A 15,177-nucleotide genomic window follows, 5' to 3' on the forward strand; every position below is an offset into this window, starting at 1 on the left:
CGTGAGCGCTCGAGCGCGGCGCGGCTGGGCGCTGGCCGGGATCATCCTCGCAAGCGGGGGTGTCGGATACGGCCTTCGCAGCGCCTTCCCGCCCTACCCAGCGCTGACCACACCCGTTGTCATCGACGAAGCTCTCTGGCGCGCGATTCTGAGCGGGCCCCCGATGGCCGGCGTCTTCGCTGTCATCGCCGCCGTCATCGCCTTCACTCCCGCCATCCGCTCAACCAAAATCGCCCGCGAGAACGCCGCGCGCGAACAGTGGTGGAACCGCGCGCAATGGGCCCTAGGGCTGGCCGCATCCGATGACCAGGAAGACCGCGAGGTCGCAAACGACGCCCTCCAGGCCCTGCTCGAGGACGCGACCCCCACCGAAGGCAAGATGATCTACCGCACGATCAAGAACCTTCAACGCCCAGCCGCCGTAGACACGCCCGCAATCGCGACGGAAAATAGACCGAGAAGGAAGGTGATCAGATGGCTCGGCATTCCCGCTCGTCCTTCACCGGACGCTTCGTGACATCGCACAAGGGCAGCCTCCAGCGCCGCATCGCGGCAGGCGAGGCCGACCCGATCAGCGATCGCGAGCGCGCACAGCTTCAAGAGATCCGCCAGACCTACATCCGCAGATTCGGCGTCGACCCCGAGGCCCAGACGGTCTCCAAGACCGCCTGACACGCGCTGAGAAGGGACCGTGCCCACGGGGCCGGTCCCTTCCTTCGTTCTCGAGCATCACCACATCAGCCGCTCGCACCGGATACATGCCGATCTTGCGCAAGGGAGAGCACGGTCCAGGGTGCGGCAACGCCGCATCGCATCGCGACGCGCAGCGCCCTTGACGGTGATCGACCGCGTGCCACGATCCCAGCATCCGGGGGAGGGGTGAATCACTTTCCGGACTCGCTCCCGGGGGCGCGCCCGAAGATGACTTACGGTCCATCTAGACATTTGTCTCATGGAGTCCGTCTTCGTTCTCAAAGGAGAAACGTCATGCCCCGACAGCGTCCGCAACCGCGGCCTTCCCTGATAAGTGAGCGTCCCGCCAGTTCCGACAACGCCCCTCACGCGGGGAGCTCGCCCCGTCGCCGGTCAACGCTGGCTGGTGGGAGCATTTTCGATCCCCCGTTTATGCCAACGGCACACGGGGACATTCCTGTGGCCGAAGGTGATGAGGGCCGAGCGCGATAGTCCTCACTTCCGGTTGCTCGTCGAGGGACCGGTGTGCTTGACGTACTCCGCCCAGGTGCATTCCACTGCGAGCTTCATCCCGTCCTCGGGAAAATAGCCGATTAGTTGCCGCTGAGCCGGATCGTCGTGAAACGTCACCGAGCGCAGCAGCTTCCGCCCCTGCACCTCGACCACGCGCACAATCGCGATTCGTCTGCTGCGGTCGAAGACGAGCCACACCCCCGGCTCGGGGGAGCGCTGCAGCTGAGACATCGGAGACCAAACCTGTACCACGCGCGGCCCTCACGCCCCGTTGACGGTCATGAGCCGTTGATCCCGCCACCGGCAGCATGGACCACGGCGGCGGCATGATGAGCGAAGACGACATGCAATCGCTCAAGCAGGCCACCGGAACCGACGCCGCCCGGCTGTTCCTCCAGCAGATGATCGAGCACCACCGCGGTGCCATCGACATGGCCCTGGAAGAAGCGACCAACGGCCAGAACAGCGACGCCGTCGCACTCGCCAACACCATCATCGAGGCGCAGACCTCCGAGATCGCCACGATGGAGGAGCTTCTCGCCACTCTCTGATCCCGCCCGGGGTGGGGCGCGGAAAGCCCACCGCGCCCCACCACCTGATCAGACGAAACGCACCCTGTGGCGCGACTACAACTACCACCGCGCGCCGGTCTCCGGCCCCGCGCCTTGTCCTTCACCACCCTCACCGCAATCGTCGCGCTTGCTCTGTGGGCGAGCATTCGGGTGGCCCACTGATCCGGCGAGAATGAGCATGGTTCCCAGTTGGATGCAGACGTGACGGACACGGCATTTGACGATATCATCGCTATGTGGCGATGAATAAAGAGGGTGGTCTACTCGATCCTGACGCGACCGCTGTGTACGCGCACCTATTCGACGCGCTTGGGGACCCCACGCGATTGGCGGTTCTCCAGCATCTGGCGTCCGGCGAGCATCGCGTCCGGGATCTCGTCCAGCACCTCGGATTGGCGCAATCAACCGTAAGTAAGCACCTCAGCTTCCTGCGGGACTGCCGACTAGTCACTGTTCGCTCGGAGGGTCGGGCTTCCTGGTTCGATCTTGCGCAACCTGTGGCGACTGCGGCTCTCATTAACGCCGCCGAACTCCTGCTGAGAGACACCGGCACGCGTGTCACGCTATGCGCTCACCTTCATCAGCCTGGTGAAGACTTCGCCCTTGGAACGGACGCGGCCTGATGGGCGCCGGTCACACGCACGCACCGTCTACCGGCGCGGCCGGGCATCCGACCGACCATCGGGCGCGTCTCTGGATTGCGTTTGCAATCACCGCGGCAATCGCCGTGACTCAAGCGGTTGGATCCTTCTTTACCGGCAGTCTTGCCCTCCTCACGGACACGGCCCACGCACTCACTGACGCATCCGGACTTCTCGTTGCACTCATCGCCGCGACGCTGGTGCTGCGGCCGGCTAGTGCGCGACGCACGTGGGGGTTCCGTCGCATCGAAGTTATCGCTGCCTTCGGGCAAGCGGCTCTGTTGATGGCGGTAGGGGGTTACACAGCCATCGAGGGGGTACGCCGGCTCTTCGAGCCCCCGGAGGTGCCAGCTGCGGAACTGCTGGGTTTTGGAGTCGTTGGGTTAGTCGCGAACGTCATCGCCATCTTCGTGCTGTCTTCCAGTCGCGGAGCTAACTTCAACATGCGGGCAGCGTATCTGGAAGTGCTGAATGACGCGCTGGGATCACTGGGGGTTATCGTCGCGGCTGTCGTCATCTGGACGACGGGTTTCTTTCAAGCGGACGCCATCGCCGGTCTTTTCATCGCCGCTCTCATCGTGCCGCGTGCGTTCAAGTTGCTACGCGAGACGTCGTCGGTGTTGATGGAGTTCACCCCCGACGGTTTGGACTTGGACGATGTGAGATCTCACATTCTCCAACTCGACCACGTCATAGACGTCCATGACCTACACGCCTCGACAGTCGCCACCGGCCTGCCGACAATCAGCGCGCATGTCGTGGTTGAAGACGAATGCTTCACGGACGGACACGCAGCCGCTGTCCTTAAGGACGTCAGAGCATGTGTGGCTCAACACTTCGAGGTGTCCGTGCTGCACTCCACCTTCCAGATTGAGACAGCCGACCTGCAAGATTCGGAACCCGGGGATGTCCGTCACGCTTAATCGCGGGCGCCGAACCGCTCGAACGGGCGTGTTCGCAGCCCGATCGCATATCGGCACACCGTCGGCCGTTCCCAGCCATTCGCCCAGAACCTCTCCGTACACTGGCTGCTGATGTATACCGACGCTCACGCCCGGCGCTCAGCGCTGGCGAAAGAGCACGGAGCGATAACGCGACTCATTACCATCATCGCCCTCGGGGCCCTCCTGCTGCTCGGAGTCGTGGCCCTCAACCATGGCGACAACGCCCCGGTAAGCGGTGTGGTCGCGACGGCATCTGACACTGCGCCGCACGACCCGGCCGCACCCGTCGCTACCTCTATCGTCGAGGCGAGCGTGTACGACGTATCGCCCGGAATGGCGCTGTGCGTTCTCGGCGTCGTCTGCGGATTCGTGCTGTACCTCGTTGTTCATCTCCTGGTGCGCCGCGGACCGGCTGGGATCACACTCGTCTGGCGCGCCCTCCCGCCGTCTTTGATCCACCCGGTGTCCGGCAGGCCTGAGGGCCACGCCCTCACAATCGCGCAACTGGGTATCTCTAGAACCTGACATCGGCACGTCGCCCCCGCGGCGACACTCATCCCGGGCAACCCGGGCTTTTCTTGTGCCGTCAAGTGTTGGAGTACCCATGAAAATCAACTGGAAGGCGACGGTCATTACCGCCGCCGTCGCCGTCGCGGTCGTCGCGGGGGCTGTCATCTATGTCCTAGTCGATCAGAACAACACCCGCGTTGCCGCCGAGGAACGGGGAGGAGGGTCGATAGCGGTTGTTAGAGACGACTCCCACGTCCTCGACGACGCCGGCGACGGCGCCATCACCATCGTGGAGTTCTTGGACTTCGAGTGCGAAGCCTGCGGCGCCTACTACCCCGTCGTCGAAGAGCTTCGTGTGAAGTATGAGGGACAGATCAACTACGTCGTTCGCTACTTCCCCCTTCCCGGCCACATCAACTCCGAAAACTCAGCGGTCGCTGCGGAGGCCGCGGCAGCCCAGGGACGCTTCGAAGACATGTACAACCGTCTCTTTGAGACGCAAGCACAGTGGGGGGAGTCTCAGCAAAGCCAAGCGGAGCTGTTCCGCTCGTACGCGACCGAGTTGGGCTTGGATATGACGGCCTACGACGAAGCTGTCGCCGACCCTGCCACTCTCGAGCGCGTTCGATCCGACCTCGACGACGGACGCGCCCTCGGCGTGGACCGAACCCCTACGTTCTTCGTCGACGGCGAACCTCTTGTCATTGAACGATGGAACGACCTTGAAAGTGCCATCACCACCCGCTTGGACGGCACCCCCTAGTGGCGGGCCTGTCACACCGACGAGTCATCATCGTGGGCGCAGGGCAGGCTGGATTGGCAACTGCAGCGGCACTGATCGCTCGCGGCATGGAACCGCAGCGTGACTTCGTGGTCATCGACAGTTCCGCGCGGGGACAACGCACGTGGAGTGCGCGCTGGCCTTCTATGCGGTTGCTCAGCAATGCTGAGCACTCCAGCTTCCCCCGCAGACCACTGGAGGGTGACCCGTATCGGTACCCCACCCCGGGAGACATCGAAGGCTATCTACACAGATTCGAAGCGGAGCTCGGGGTAAACCCCGTCTGGGGTGTCCAGGCCCTCGCCGTGACTCGCCACGGCAACGGCCCAACCCTGCTCTTGAGCACCACGGTTGGCGAAGTGCAGACCCGCAACGTCGTGTGCGCTACCGGCGCCGCAGCACGTCCCCGATTTCCGAAATGGGCCGCGGACGCCGAAGTCGAAGGAGTACAGATGCACACCAACGCCTACAGAACACCCGAGCAGATTCCGCGAGGCCGGGTACTTATTGTCGGCGGTGGTATCGCCGGGACGGAAGTTGCTTCCGACCTCGCGAAGTCGCACGACGTCACTCTGGCGGTCCGCACCCGACGGGCTGAAGCGCATCCGCGGCAATTCCCCACCCAGCCGCGCGTCTCACCGTGGCGGCGCGTGAAGATCGCCCCAGAACCCCTCTACGACGCCCTCCGAGATAAAGGCGTCTCCATTCGAGCCGAGACGATTGGGGTGGACGGGGCCAAGTTCGCCTTCGCGGATGGCTACCGGCAGGCCTACCAGTCAGTCGTGTTCGCCACCGGGTACGAAGCGGGCGACGAGTGGTTGCCCACGCAGCCGCAGCTTCAGCGACGCATCCCCACCGCGACGACGCTACCCGGTCTGTTCGTTGCCGGAATCCCCGTGCACAGCCAGGCCAGAGCTAACACCCTTCCCGGGGTATGGACGGACGCGGCTCGTATTGCCCGATTCATCTACGCCCGACCTTGAAAAGACCAATGAGATTCTTCCTCGTATCCAGACCTCGCCATCGCGCAACGCAGGTCACGGTGACGCTGTGCGCCACTGTCGCTCTTAGCGCCGCCCTCATCGTTGCAGGACCCGCCGCGCCGACCTTTGCTGTCGTGGCCCCGGCGCTGAGCTCGGCCATGGATGTCAGCTTCACCACTGCGCCTCTGAGCGTCGAACGTTCAGGAACCACCGTAACGAGCTCCGAGACTCCATCACCTGGGCACCAGACCCATCCTCATTCCACGGCCACCCCACGCGCGGACGGTCGAGGAGTGCCCACCGGCGGTGGCGAGGTCGCTCCCGTGCTGGGAGTCTCCGCGGTGGCGATGATTCTCGGCGGAGCGCTGGTCACGCTTCTGGTCACAGCGCGGCGAACCCGCCACCTCCGGAAGGGCCAAGAAGGTGACCGCTGAGAAGACGCGGCCGTTCGCCGTCGCCTGCATGGTGGCAGCGGCCGCGGTGTTGATAGACCAGTTCAGTAAAGCCATCGCCCTGACTGCGCTTGCCGACGGGAGACGGGTGCCCATTATTGGGGACGCATTCGGTCTGCAACTCGCCTTCAACCCCGGCGCGGTGCTGGGAACGGGCTCGGGCATGACCTGGGTTCTCACCTTGATAGGCGTGGCAGCCGTTGCCGGGCTTTTCGTCCTGGCGGCCCGCGCGCGAACGGTGGGATGGGCGGGTGGTGTGGGGCTATTCCTCGGTGGAGCTGTCGGCAACCTCATCGACCGTTTCATGTCGCCGCCAGGATTCGCAATCGGCCACGTCACCGACTTCCTTGCATACGGGCGTCTGTTCATCGGCAACTTGGCAGACGTCTTCCTCGCCGCTGGAGCGATAGCGGTTGCAGTGATGCTGATGCTCCGCCAACGCGCCCACAGTGGCACCAAGGTCGCGCCTGCCACACCACCCACGTTCGGGGTTCCCCCGGAGGACAAGCAATGAAAAAGACCAAGACGCCATCTCGGTATCAACGAAACGCCCTCGCCCCCGGTCTGATCGCCGCAGCCGCCCTGTTCGTGGCGCCAGCGCTGCTGGACAGCGGCTGGTTCACGCTTGTGCGCTTCATCGTGGCAATCTTGGCGCTCATCGTCGCCTCGTTCGCCTACCAGGAGCGGCAGCTGTGGTGGGTGCCGGTGTTTGCTGTGATCGCGGTGGCATGGAACCCGGTGCTCCCCATCCCCGCTGAAGGTGTTGTCTGGACCGCGGCGCAACCCGCAGCCGCAGTCGTCTTCCTTGTCGCGGGAGCCATCATCAAGAGGGAGCGGGCATGAATCGCAAACTCCTCGCCCTCGGCACGGCGCTCATCATCGTCGGCGTGATGAGCGGTTGCACCGCCACGACCCAAACAACGGACGCCGGCGCGGGCGCATCGTTCTCCGATGGGAATTTCCAAGTGGCCGAGATTGCCCCGTCGGACAGAGGCGAACCCGTTCAGTTCGAAGGCGTCATCGAAACCGGTGAAACCGTCACCAGCGACGACTACCGAGGTGAGGTGCTCGTGGTGAACTTCTGGTACGCCGCCTGCGGACCGTGCATCGTCGAGGCTCCCATGCTCGAGGAGGTCTTTCTGCGCTTCCAGAACGAGGAAGTCGACTTCCTCGGAGTGAACACCTACGACCAAGCTGAGACAGCACTCTCTTTCGCGCGCGAGAACAACGTCACCTATCCCAGCGTCATCGACGTCAATGACGGTCAGGTGAAACTCGCCTTCGCGCAACTCACCCCGATCCAGGCCACACCCACAACGCTCGTAATGGACCGCCAGGGTCGCCTCGCCGCCCGCATCATCGGCCAACTTCCCAGCGCGTCCATCCTGTCCACCATCGTCGCGGACACGCTGGCGGAGAGACCATGAGCGCCGGGGCGCTCGTCGTCGACGGCGCACTCTGGCTTGCCATCCCCCTCGCCCTGGTCGCCGGTCTCATCTCCTTCCTATCGCCCTGTGTCCTACCGCTGGTGCCCGGCTACCTCGGGTACCTCGGCGGTGTGGCCGCCCCTCCCACCTCCACAACCGGAGGAGACGGTGCGACGACGGTCACCACACGCCCGCGGCTCGTAGCAGGCGTCCTGCTCTTCATCGCCGGATTTACTGTGGTCTTCGTCGCCGTGACCGTCTTGGGGGGATTCTTCGGGGTGGCGCTCTCGCGCTACGCCGATCTCCTTACCCGCGTCTTCGGCATTGTGAACATCGTCCTGGGGCTGGTCTTCACAGGCGCAATCCGGCTTGGACAGCGTGGCATGCGTCCGACCCTCCGTCGTCGAGCCGGGCTCGTCGGCGCTCCGCTTCTCGGGTTCTCACTTGGTGTCGGCTGGACACCGTGCATTGGCCCCACACTCGCAGCAATCCTGTCCGTGTCGTGGAACCTTGGTGACCCCGCCCGAGCCGGGCTCCTCGGTCTGTCTTACTCACTCGGCCTCGGAGTGCCCTTCCTCGTACTGGCGCTCGGATGGGGGTGGGCTGCGCGGTCCGTCACAGTCCTCCGCACTCACATCCGCACACTCAACCTCATCGGAGGCGCCGTGCTCATCCTGCTCGGGCTGCTCATGGTGACGGGCGTGTGGACCTCGCTCATGTCACTTCTGCAACAGGTGGTAATCAATGTCCCCCTCCCGCTCTGATACCCGCCACGTCGATTCAGACCCGCGGCGGCCGGCGGACCATCCTGACGGGGCCCCGAACGATCAAGACGGCCCACAGGTAAAGCTGGATGGCAAAGGGTGGCTCCGCTGGACATGGCGCCAGCTCACCAGCATGCGCACCGCGCTCATCCTCCTGCTCTCCCTCGCCCTGGCCGCAGTACCCGGCTCACTGTTTCCTCAACGAGGCGCCGACCCCAACGGCGTCATCCAATGGGAGCGCAACAACCCCGAGTGGTTCCCGTTCCTCGACGCCGTCGGATTGTTCGACGTTTACTACTCGCCCTGGTTCTCGTCCATTTATCTGCTGCTGTTCGTATCCCTCATCGGGTGTGTCATCCCGCGGGCGAAACACCACTACCGCGCTCTCAAAGGACAACCGCCGCGCACACCCATCCGGTTCGCTCGACTCCCCGAACACCTCGAGCGAGCCATCCCCGGCGAGCATCTCACCCCCGCGGCAGCTTTGGATCTTGCCGAAACAGAACTCGCCCGGCGTCGCTATCGCGTCCGCCGCTACGACGGGAAGGGGTGGACCTCCGTTTCGGCCGAACGCGGGTACCTCCGCGAGACCGGCAACCTGCTCTTTCACATCGCCCTGGTCGGCGTGCTCGTCTCCGTCGTCGTCGGCAAGGCGTTCGCCTACACCGGCCAGCGCGTCGTGGTGGAGGGGACAACCTTCGTCAACACCCTCAGCGACTTCTCCTCCTTCGACCCCGGCCGTTTCGCGGACGGATCCAACCTGACGCCGTACTCCCTCACGCTGGACCGTTTCGACGTCACCTACCAGCCAGCAGGCTCCCCTGGCGGTGGGCAAGCGGGCGACTTCGCCGCCAACGTCACGATCAGATCCCCCGGAGCAGACGACCGAACCGAGCGGGTGGTCGTCAACTACCCCATCACTGTAGGGACCGACCGCATCCATCTCCTCGGAAACGGTTACGCGCCTACCCTCACCATCCGTGACGCGGAAGGTCAGATCGTTTATAGCGACTCACTACCCTTCCTCCCGCAAGACTCCAACATGACCTCACTAGGCGTCGTGAAAGTTCCGGATGGCTTGCCGCAGCAGCTCGGGCTGATCGGCTTTTTCTACCCCACACAGGACACCTTGCCCTCAGGTGCCGCCACCTCGATCTACCCCGACGTAATCAACCCCGTCATCACCCTCAACGCATTCGCAGGCGACCTGGGCATCGACGATGGAACCCCCCGTTCCGTCTACGCCCTGGAAGTTGACCAACTCACCCAGCTCACCGGCGGCAACACCGGACAGGAATCCATTGAACTCAGGCCCGGTACCACCGGTGCGCTGCCCAACGGGTGGGGCACCATCACCTGGGAGGAAGCCGACGGTGCTCCGGTGAAACGGTTCGCGTCCCTGCAGATCCAACGCGACCCCAGCAGCGGCTGGGTCCTCGCGTTCTCTGTGCTGGCCTGCGTCGGGCTGTTCACCGGACTTCTCATACCTCGCCGCCGAATCTGGGTGAAAGTCCACCACTCGGCGACCACAACCGACTCGACGATCCACGTGGAGTACGCCGCCCTCGCCCGAGGAGACGACCCGGGGCTTGCCCGCGCGGTCCAGCACCTAGCGGAGGCTCACACAGAAGTGTGTGAGCGGGCGAATACGGCCGCGCAGCCACGATAGGTCCACAGCTATGAACGCCCCCCTCGACCTTGGCGACTACCTGCTGCCCGCAGCGCACCCCTTTACCCTTTTGCCGGGCGCCGCAACGGTGATGGCCACCATCTACCTCCTCGGGGCGCTGCGTCTGTGGCGGCAGCATCGACGGTGGTCGGTGTTGCGCACGGTGAGCTTCGTCTCCGGCTGCGCAGCCCTCGCCGCCGTCACCGGCCTCGCTGTAGAGGACTACGGCAAAGCCCTGCTTTCGGTGTTCATGTTTCAGCAGCTGACATTGATGATGGCCATCCCACCGCTGCTCGTGCTCGGTTCCCCGGGAACCCTTCTGCTGCGTGCCACCCCGCACCGCGGCGTCGGAAAAAGTGTCCTCAAAGTGGCGCACGGCGCGTTGCGGTGGCGAGGGTCAAGATGGGCCCTAAGCCCCTGGGTCGCATTACCCGCCTACCTCGCGGCCTTCTACGGCCTGTACATCGCAGATCTGCTCGATCCCGTCCTAGCCCTCCCCGGCGGTCACACCGCCTTAGAATCGGCGTTCCTGATCAGCGGGATCCTGTTCACCATCCCGGTGCTCTCCACAGATCCACTACCGGTCCGCATGAGCCACGGAGGACGGGCACTCGACCTTTTCGCTGAGGCAGCGTTGCACGCCTTCTTCGGGGTGTTCCTCATGATGGCGACCAGTCTGGTAGTAGGAACATTCGCTGAATCGACCATTGCCCTAGGGATCGACCCCATCGAGGACCAACGCGTAGCCGGCGGTCTTGCATGGTCCTATGGCGAGGCGCCCACACTCATCATGATCCTGATCGTGATGCACCGGTGGTTCCGGCACGACTCCGTTCGTGACGCCGCCGCAAGCAGATGGGCGGACGCGCACGGGGATCCAGAGCTCGACGAGTACAACGAGTACCTGCGCCGTCTAGAGAAAGGCGGGTCCGCATGACAGCACTTCGAGGGGCAACCGGCGCGCTGCGCATGCCCTCTATGTGGACCAGCGGCACGGATTCCTTGCCCGTGACGGCGGCGTTGCCCTTGGCGGCAGCGGCGGGGTTGCTGATGGATGCGGCCACACCGGACCTCGGATGGTGGCCGCTTGCTTTCGTGAGCGTGACGATCCTGCTCGCGGCTCTCCTCGGAAGAGGCACGCTCGCTTCCTTCGTCGTGGGTTGCGTCTTCGGGGCCGTGTTCAACCTTGCCCACCTCGTATGGGTGGCGCAATTCCTCGGACCAGTGCCCTGGTTGGCCCTCAGCGCCCTGCAGACAGTCCTGATCGGTGTCAGCAGCATAACCATCACCCTCACCTACCGTTGGGTGAAGGTACGTAGGCTCGGCGGGGCCTTAGACCTGCTGGGTATCCCCGCGCTGGTAGCAGCCCTGTGGGCCGCGCGGGAAGTACTTGTCGGAATGTGGCCGTACTCGGGCTTCCCCTGGGCACGGGTAGGAATGACGCAAGTGTCGGGACCATTTCCTGAAGTGGCGTCCTGGGTGGGAACGACGGGTGTGACCTTCCTCGTCGTGGGCGTGTGCGCCGCCCTCGTGCAGGCCCTCAGGCCGGGGCGTCGCACTCTGCGTGCCGGCGTGCCGGCGCTCGTGGGAGTCCTGCTCATGGCGGTCACACCCCAGTACGCCACCCGGAGTATCGGAACGTTCACCGTCGGGTGGGTCCAAGGCAACGGGCCGGCAGGCTATTTCGACGACCGCAACGAAGGCGACATGCTCCGAGCCCAAGCATCAACATCGAAAACGATTCGGGGCCAGCAGATGGACGTGCTCGCCTGGCCAGAGGGCTCCGTGGACATCGACCCGGCGTCTTCAGAACCCACACGTCGAGTGCTGAGTGAAATCTCCGCCGCGTACGGTGCCCCGCTCCTAATGAACGCCGCAACCACGAGAGGCGAGCAAACGTTCAACTCAACCATGCTGTGGACGACGGACGGTAGCGAGCAGAGCTACGACAAACTCAACCCCGTCCCGTTCGGCGAATACGTGCCCGACCGGTGGCTGTTTGAACGTCTCGCACCTGACCTTGTCAGTCTGATCCAGAGGGAGTACACCCCAGGCAGATCGGCGCCAGTGATGGATATAGGAGGCACCCGCGTCGGGCTGGCGATCTGTTTCGACGTCATCTACGACGACGTGATCTTCGATGCAGCACGGCAAGGCGCGCAGGTCTACATCTTCCAGACAAACAACGCCGACTTCCGCGGAACAGACGAGAACGTGCAGCAGCTCGCCATCGCGCGAATGCGAGCCATCGAAACCGGGCGCGCAGTGGTCAACGTCTCCACCGTGGGAACAAGCCAAGTGATCAACCCCGATGGGTCGACCGAAGAGACCATCGGGGTGGACACGGCCGCTGGCCGAGTGAGCGAGGTGCCGCTACGGGCGGGGATCACGCCGGCGAGCTGGCTCAGCCCCACCATCGAAATTGCAATGGTCGTTGCATCGGCCGGTGTGCTGTTGTGCGTTCGTCTGCGCATCCACGTTCGTGCGCGGAAACGGTGATGAGCTGGACAAACGGCAGACCGCATCGCGCACCCCGCGCGAGCAGCGCACGCTTGGCCTCCGATGCCAGGCTGCCCCGGCTTGGCTGTGACGGCCAGTTCGGATTGGTACCATCGCTGCGATGCCGGTAAGCACGGGACGCGCCCCACTTGGGGCCAGTACCGCCTCCGTCGTGAGAATGAGGATCATCGCCAGCCTCGTCCTAATCTTGATGTGTCTGCTCGCTGTATGGTCAAGCAGCCACTCTGATGCTTCCACGACCTCCGATGCGGCGTCCGCGACCCACACGTGGGAGAGCGATCAAGGTAGTCGAACAGTCCTCGATGAGCCCGCCGGTGACGTTGTCAACAGCCTGACGCAGGCTCTCCCAGCGGCGGCCGTAGCGCTATGCCTGGTAGGCGTGTGTGTGGCGGGAATGCTGCTGGAGCATCGCTTCCGTCTCATGCGGTCGAATCTCAATGTCATCCGCTCACCTCGACGCGATCAGCCTCACGTTTTACGTACCGTCCGCTCACACACCACGACGCTGAGCTTGACCGAACTGTCTCTCTCACGGACCTGACCCGTACCGGGGCTCCGAAAATCACACCTTCTCGGCTGATCTGACGCCAACGAAGTTGTAGTCGAACGCAACTTCCCACCCCTTCGGGCGCGGCCGTACAGGTGCACTCGGAGCGTTTCTGATCCGACGCTCGACGACTGCCGTGGGCGCCCAATCCCCGGGCGCCGCAGTCCCACTGAAAGACGCCATGCACACACTTTTCGCCCCCCGTTCGCCTCGCTGGTTCGCAGCCGCCGGCATTGCCGTGACGGCACTATCCCTGATGTTCGTTCTACCCGGTTCGCCGCCGGCTCGTGCTCACGACGCTTTGGTCCAGTCCTCCCCAGCAGCGGACTCAGTCGTCTCAGCGACGCCCGCTGAGGTGTCAATGACATACAGCGGGGAGGTCTTCGACGCCTCCAGCGCCATCGCGGTCGAAGTGATTGACTCCTCAGGAGCGAACGTTGCACTGACGCCTCCGGTCGTCGCTGACACGACGGTGACCCAGGCAGTGAAGCCAGTCACGTCTCCAGGCGTAGTCACGGTGCGATGGCGCGTGGTCTCCAGCGACGGTCACCCCATCAGCGGTGAGTACGCGTTCACGGTTGACGCTCCCGTAACGCCCACGGCGTCCGCCGAACCGGACCCCTCTGCAACCACGGGTGCCCCCTCCTCATCTGAGCAGAGCCCGGCCATCTCGTCGACACCAGAACAAAGCGCGACAGCAGACGCCGTGGCGGAGGTCGAAGAGCCACGGAGCGGAATCGGTCTTCCGCTGTTAGTGACTGGCGTCGCTGTCGTCATTCTGGGCGCGGCGGCGCTTGTGCTTTTCTCGTCCGGACGGCGTCGACGACAGCAGCAGGTGGGGCAGTGAAGGAACACCGTCAATGAGCAGTGAGATTTGGTCGACACACCAGTCACGCCCTCTAACGCGCAGGGAACGGCGCCACGCTGATGAGTTCAGGATGCGTGAGGCGCGGAGCTCCCACGGTCCTGAGGCCGCGCGCGCAATGCGCGCCCGCCCGCTTGTTGCGAGTGCGTTGGCGCTGGCGCTCATGTGTCCTCTGGCGCTGCCGGCGTACGCGGCCTCACCTGTCACGGACTCCGAGCCGACCTTGCAGCAAGCCGCTGCGGACGACTCACAACAATTCACCGTGTCCTCCGCGCTCCCCGCTTCGCCCCTGGACAGGCAGAGCTACGCAGCGACGTCTCAGGAAGAAATTCATCAGAAAAAGGCGCGAGAGGCTGCGGCGGCCGCGGCCGCCGCAGCACGCGCAGCTCGGCCCGCTACCACCTTCGCTGCTGAACGCGCAGTCCCCGTCCTCGCCGCCGGTAGCGGGGTTGTGCGCTGGCCATTGACCTCGACGTTCAGAGTCACGGACCAATTCGGAGCAAGAGGCGGGGCGCACATGGGCACCGACATGGTGACCGCGGGCGGCACGCCAATCTACGCGTCCGTGGCCGGGACAGTCGATGTCTCGAGCGAGAGCTATGGCGCCTACGGCGTCGCTGTCACCGTTGAGTCCGTCGTCAACGGCCAACGTATCCGGGCCGTCTACCCGCACATGCAGTACAACACCCGGCAGGTCGGCAGCGGCCAGGAAGTGCAGGCGGGCCAACTCCTCGGACTCGTCGGAAGCACAGGCCGCTCCACCGCAAACCACTTGCATTTCGAGGTGTCCGTCAACGACGTCACCGTGGATTCCCTGGCGTGGTTGGAAGCGAATGCTCAGTGACTAAACGCGCCATTACAAAGCGCGGCGGCAGGCGCCGCGCCGCACCGCAGCGAACGGCACTGCAAAAGAAACTCGACGATCGATACGGCCGCACTTCGCTTCCCTGGCGTCGCCGAGCTTTCTGGATCAGTGTTGCTGTGTTCGCGGTGGCTGCCATTGCCTACCTGGTCTGGATCACACTTCAAAATAGCTTGGACGACATCTCCATCGCCGAGACCGGCTACCTCGTCGTCGATGAGCGGGCTGTGACGGTGTCCTTTCAAGCCACCCCTCCCTCCGGCGCACGGTTCGCGTGCGCCATCCAAGCCCTGGACGAGGATTTCGGCGTCGTGGGGTGGCGGGTCGTCGAGTACGCCCCCTTCCCCGAGACCACTCGATCCTTCACCGAGCGCGTTCCGACTCTCGCCCTGGCAACCACCGGCACCGTCAAAGAGTGCTGGACAATCTAAGGA

General features: G+C 64.3%; 19 protein-coding genes. 18 read left to right on the forward strand and 1 reads right to left on the reverse strand.

Annotated features, from left to right (window positions below):
- Window position 1: 1 nt before the first annotated feature.
- Both AB1K56_RS18015 and AB1K56_RS18020 read left to right on the forward strand, forming a co-directional pair.
- A complete protein-coding gene (locus AB1K56_RS18015) occupies window positions 2-517 on the forward strand; it encodes a hypothetical protein (RefSeq protein WP_076677873.1) in 516 nt (171 codons plus the stop codon).
- Window positions 514-672: a hypothetical protein gene (locus tag AB1K56_RS18020; protein WP_164878236.1), complete on the forward strand. Its 159-nt coding sequence runs from the start codon at window positions 514-516 to the stop codon at window positions 670-672. Before AB1K56_RS18015 ends, AB1K56_RS18020 begins: the two co-directional genes overlap by 4 nt.
- 516 nt (window positions 673-1,188) lie before the next feature.
- On the opposite strand, the gene AB1K56_RS18025 is transcribed toward AB1K56_RS18020, so the two are convergent.
- Window positions 1,189-1,437: a hypothetical protein gene (locus tag AB1K56_RS18025; RefSeq protein WP_076677871.1), complete on the reverse strand. Its 249-nt coding sequence runs from the start codon at window positions 1,435-1,437 to the stop codon at window positions 1,189-1,191.
- A gap of 77 nt (window positions 1,438-1,514) precedes the next feature.
- On the opposite strand from AB1K56_RS18025, the gene AB1K56_RS18030 reads away from it, so the two are divergent.
- The 16 genes from AB1K56_RS18030 (at window position 1,515) to AB1K56_RS18105 (ending at window position 15,174) form a co-directional block, all read left to right on the forward strand.
- Complete coding sequence (locus AB1K56_RS18030) at window positions 1,515-1,757, forward strand: DUF305 domain-containing protein (RefSeq protein WP_083709110.1); 243 nt, start codon at window positions 1,515-1,517, stop codon at window positions 1,755-1,757.
- 263 nt (window positions 1,758-2,020) lie between these two features.
- Window positions 2,021-2,401 (forward strand): helix-turn-helix transcriptional regulator, encoded by a 381-nt coding sequence (locus AB1K56_RS18035; RefSeq protein WP_083709113.1) that lies wholly within the window; start codon window positions 2,021-2,023, stop codon window positions 2,399-2,401.
- Entirely contained in the window at window positions 2,401-3,342 is a 942-nt protein-coding gene (locus AB1K56_RS18040) for a cation diffusion facilitator family transporter (RefSeq protein ID WP_076677867.1), read from the forward strand. Before AB1K56_RS18035 ends, AB1K56_RS18040 begins: the two co-directional genes overlap by 1 nt.
- Before the next feature lie 111 nt (window positions 3,343-3,453).
- Window positions 3,454-3,888: a hypothetical protein gene (locus tag AB1K56_RS18045; protein WP_076677865.1), complete on the forward strand. Its 435-nt coding sequence runs from the start codon at window positions 3,454-3,456 to the stop codon at window positions 3,886-3,888.
- A gap of 79 nt (window positions 3,889-3,967) precedes the next feature.
- A complete protein-coding gene (locus tag AB1K56_RS18050; protein WP_076677862.1) occupies window positions 3,968-4,636 on the forward strand; it encodes a thioredoxin domain-containing protein in 669 nt (222 codons plus the stop codon).
- A 32-nt stretch (window positions 4,637-4,668) separates the two neighbouring features.
- Entirely contained in the window at window positions 4,669-5,637 is a 969-nt protein-coding gene (locus AB1K56_RS18055) for an NAD(P)-binding domain-containing protein (RefSeq protein WP_239278268.1), read from the forward strand.
- A 423-nt stretch (window positions 5,638-6,060) separates the two neighbouring features.
- Window positions 6,061-6,603, forward strand: a complete 543-nt coding sequence (locus AB1K56_RS18060) for a signal peptidase II (RefSeq protein WP_083709109.1) — start codon at window positions 6,061-6,063, stop codon at window positions 6,601-6,603.
- The gene (locus AB1K56_RS18065; RefSeq protein ID WP_076677858.1) at window positions 6,600-6,932 is read left to right on the forward strand and encodes a DUF6804 family protein; all 333 of its coding nucleotides are present in this window, start codon (window positions 6,600-6,602) and stop codon (window positions 6,930-6,932) included. Before AB1K56_RS18060 ends, AB1K56_RS18065 begins: the two co-directional genes overlap by 4 nt.
- Window positions 6,929-7,516: a TlpA disulfide reductase family protein gene (locus tag AB1K56_RS18070; protein WP_076677856.1), complete on the forward strand. Its 588-nt coding sequence runs from the start codon at window positions 6,929-6,931 to the stop codon at window positions 7,514-7,516. Before AB1K56_RS18065 ends, AB1K56_RS18070 begins: the two co-directional genes overlap by 4 nt.
- Window positions 7,513-8,280 carry a cytochrome c biogenesis CcdA family protein gene (locus AB1K56_RS18075; protein WP_076677854.1) on the forward strand — a complete coding sequence of 256 codons (768 nt, stop codon included), beginning with the start codon at window positions 7,513-7,515 and terminating at the stop codon, window positions 8,278-8,280. Before AB1K56_RS18070 ends, AB1K56_RS18075 begins: the two co-directional genes overlap by 4 nt.
- A gap of 133 nt (window positions 8,281-8,413) precedes the next feature.
- Window positions 8,414-9,949: a cytochrome c biogenesis protein ResB gene (locus tag AB1K56_RS18080; protein WP_278100885.1), complete on the forward strand. Its 1,536-nt coding sequence runs from the start codon at window positions 8,414-8,416 to the stop codon at window positions 9,947-9,949.
- A gap of 10 nt (window positions 9,950-9,959) precedes the next feature.
- Window positions 9,960-10,886 (forward strand): cytochrome c oxidase assembly protein, encoded by a 927-nt coding sequence (locus AB1K56_RS18085; RefSeq protein ID WP_076677849.1) that lies wholly within the window; start codon window positions 9,960-9,962, stop codon window positions 10,884-10,886.
- Entirely contained in the window at window positions 10,883-12,448 is a 1,566-nt protein-coding gene (gene lnt, locus AB1K56_RS18090) for an apolipoprotein N-acyltransferase (protein WP_239278247.1), read from the forward strand. Before AB1K56_RS18085 ends, lnt begins: the two co-directional genes overlap by 4 nt.
- 824 nt (window positions 12,449-13,272) lie before the next feature.
- Entirely contained in the window at window positions 13,273-13,863 is a 591-nt protein-coding gene (locus AB1K56_RS18095) for a copper resistance CopC family protein (RefSeq protein WP_239278236.1), read from the forward strand.
- A 535-nt stretch (window positions 13,864-14,398) separates the two neighbouring features.
- Window positions 14,399-14,725: a M23 family metallopeptidase gene (locus AB1K56_RS18100; protein ID WP_239278227.1), complete on the forward strand. Its 327-nt coding sequence runs from the start codon at window positions 14,399-14,401 to the stop codon at window positions 14,723-14,725.
- Complete coding sequence (locus AB1K56_RS18105; RefSeq protein ID WP_256334328.1) at window positions 14,722-15,174, forward strand: DUF4307 domain-containing protein; 453 nt, start codon at window positions 14,722-14,724, stop codon at window positions 15,172-15,174. The genes AB1K56_RS18100 and AB1K56_RS18105 overlap by 4 nt, the downstream gene beginning before the upstream one ends.
- Window positions 15,175-15,177: the final 3 nt, after the last annotated feature.

The organism is Microbacterium sp. BWR-S6Y (assembly GCF_041379845.1).
Taxonomy (GTDB): Bacteria; Actinomycetota; Actinomycetes; order Actinomycetales; family Microbacteriaceae; genus Microbacterium; species Microbacterium hydrothermale.

Excerpts from the sequence above, each read along its gene's own strand:
- AB1K56_RS18040 (WP_076677867.1), top strand. The coding sequence starts at position 2,401 with ATGGGCGCCGGTCACACGCACGCACCGTCTACCGGCGCGGCCGGGCAT.
- AB1K56_RS18095 (WP_239278236.1), top strand. The coding sequence starts at position 13,273 with ATGTTCGTTCTACCCGGTTCGCCGCCGGCTCGTGCTCACGACGCTTTG.
- AB1K56_RS18065 (WP_076677858.1), top strand. The coding sequence starts at position 6,600 with ATGAAAAAGACCAAGACGCCATCTCGGTATCAACGAAACGCCCTCGCC.
- AB1K56_RS18030 (WP_083709110.1), top strand. The coding sequence starts at position 1,515 with ATGGACCACGGCGGCGGCATGATGAGCGAAGACGACATGCAATCGCTC.
- AB1K56_RS18025 (WP_076677871.1), bottom strand. The coding sequence starts at position 1,437 with ATGTCTCAGCTGCAGCGCTCCCCCGAGCCGGGGGTGTGGCTCGTCTTC.
- AB1K56_RS18045 (WP_076677865.1), top strand. The coding sequence starts at position 3,454 with ATGTATACCGACGCTCACGCCCGGCGCTCAGCGCTGGCGAAAGAGCAC.
- AB1K56_RS18100 (WP_239278227.1), top strand. The coding sequence starts at position 14,399 with ATGGGCACCGACATGGTGACCGCGGGCGGCACGCCAATCTACGCGTCC.
- AB1K56_RS18050 (WP_076677862.1), top strand. The coding sequence starts at position 3,968 with ATGAAAATCAACTGGAAGGCGACGGTCATTACCGCCGCCGTCGCCGTC.
- lnt (WP_239278247.1), top strand. The coding sequence starts at position 10,883 with ATGACAGCACTTCGAGGGGCAACCGGCGCGCTGCGCATGCCCTCTATG.
- AB1K56_RS18035 (WP_083709113.1), top strand. The coding sequence starts at position 2,021 with ATGAATAAAGAGGGTGGTCTACTCGATCCTGACGCGACCGCTGTGTAC.
- AB1K56_RS18080 (WP_278100885.1), top strand. The coding sequence starts at position 8,414 with ATGCGCACCGCGCTCATCCTCCTGCTCTCCCTCGCCCTGGCCGCAGTA.
- AB1K56_RS18070 (WP_076677856.1), top strand. The coding sequence starts at position 6,929 with ATGAATCGCAAACTCCTCGCCCTCGGCACGGCGCTCATCATCGTCGGC.
- AB1K56_RS18075 (WP_076677854.1), top strand. The coding sequence starts at position 7,513 with ATGAGCGCCGGGGCGCTCGTCGTCGACGGCGCACTCTGGCTTGCCATC.
- AB1K56_RS18085 (WP_076677849.1), top strand. The coding sequence starts at position 9,960 with ATGAACGCCCCCCTCGACCTTGGCGACTACCTGCTGCCCGCAGCGCAC.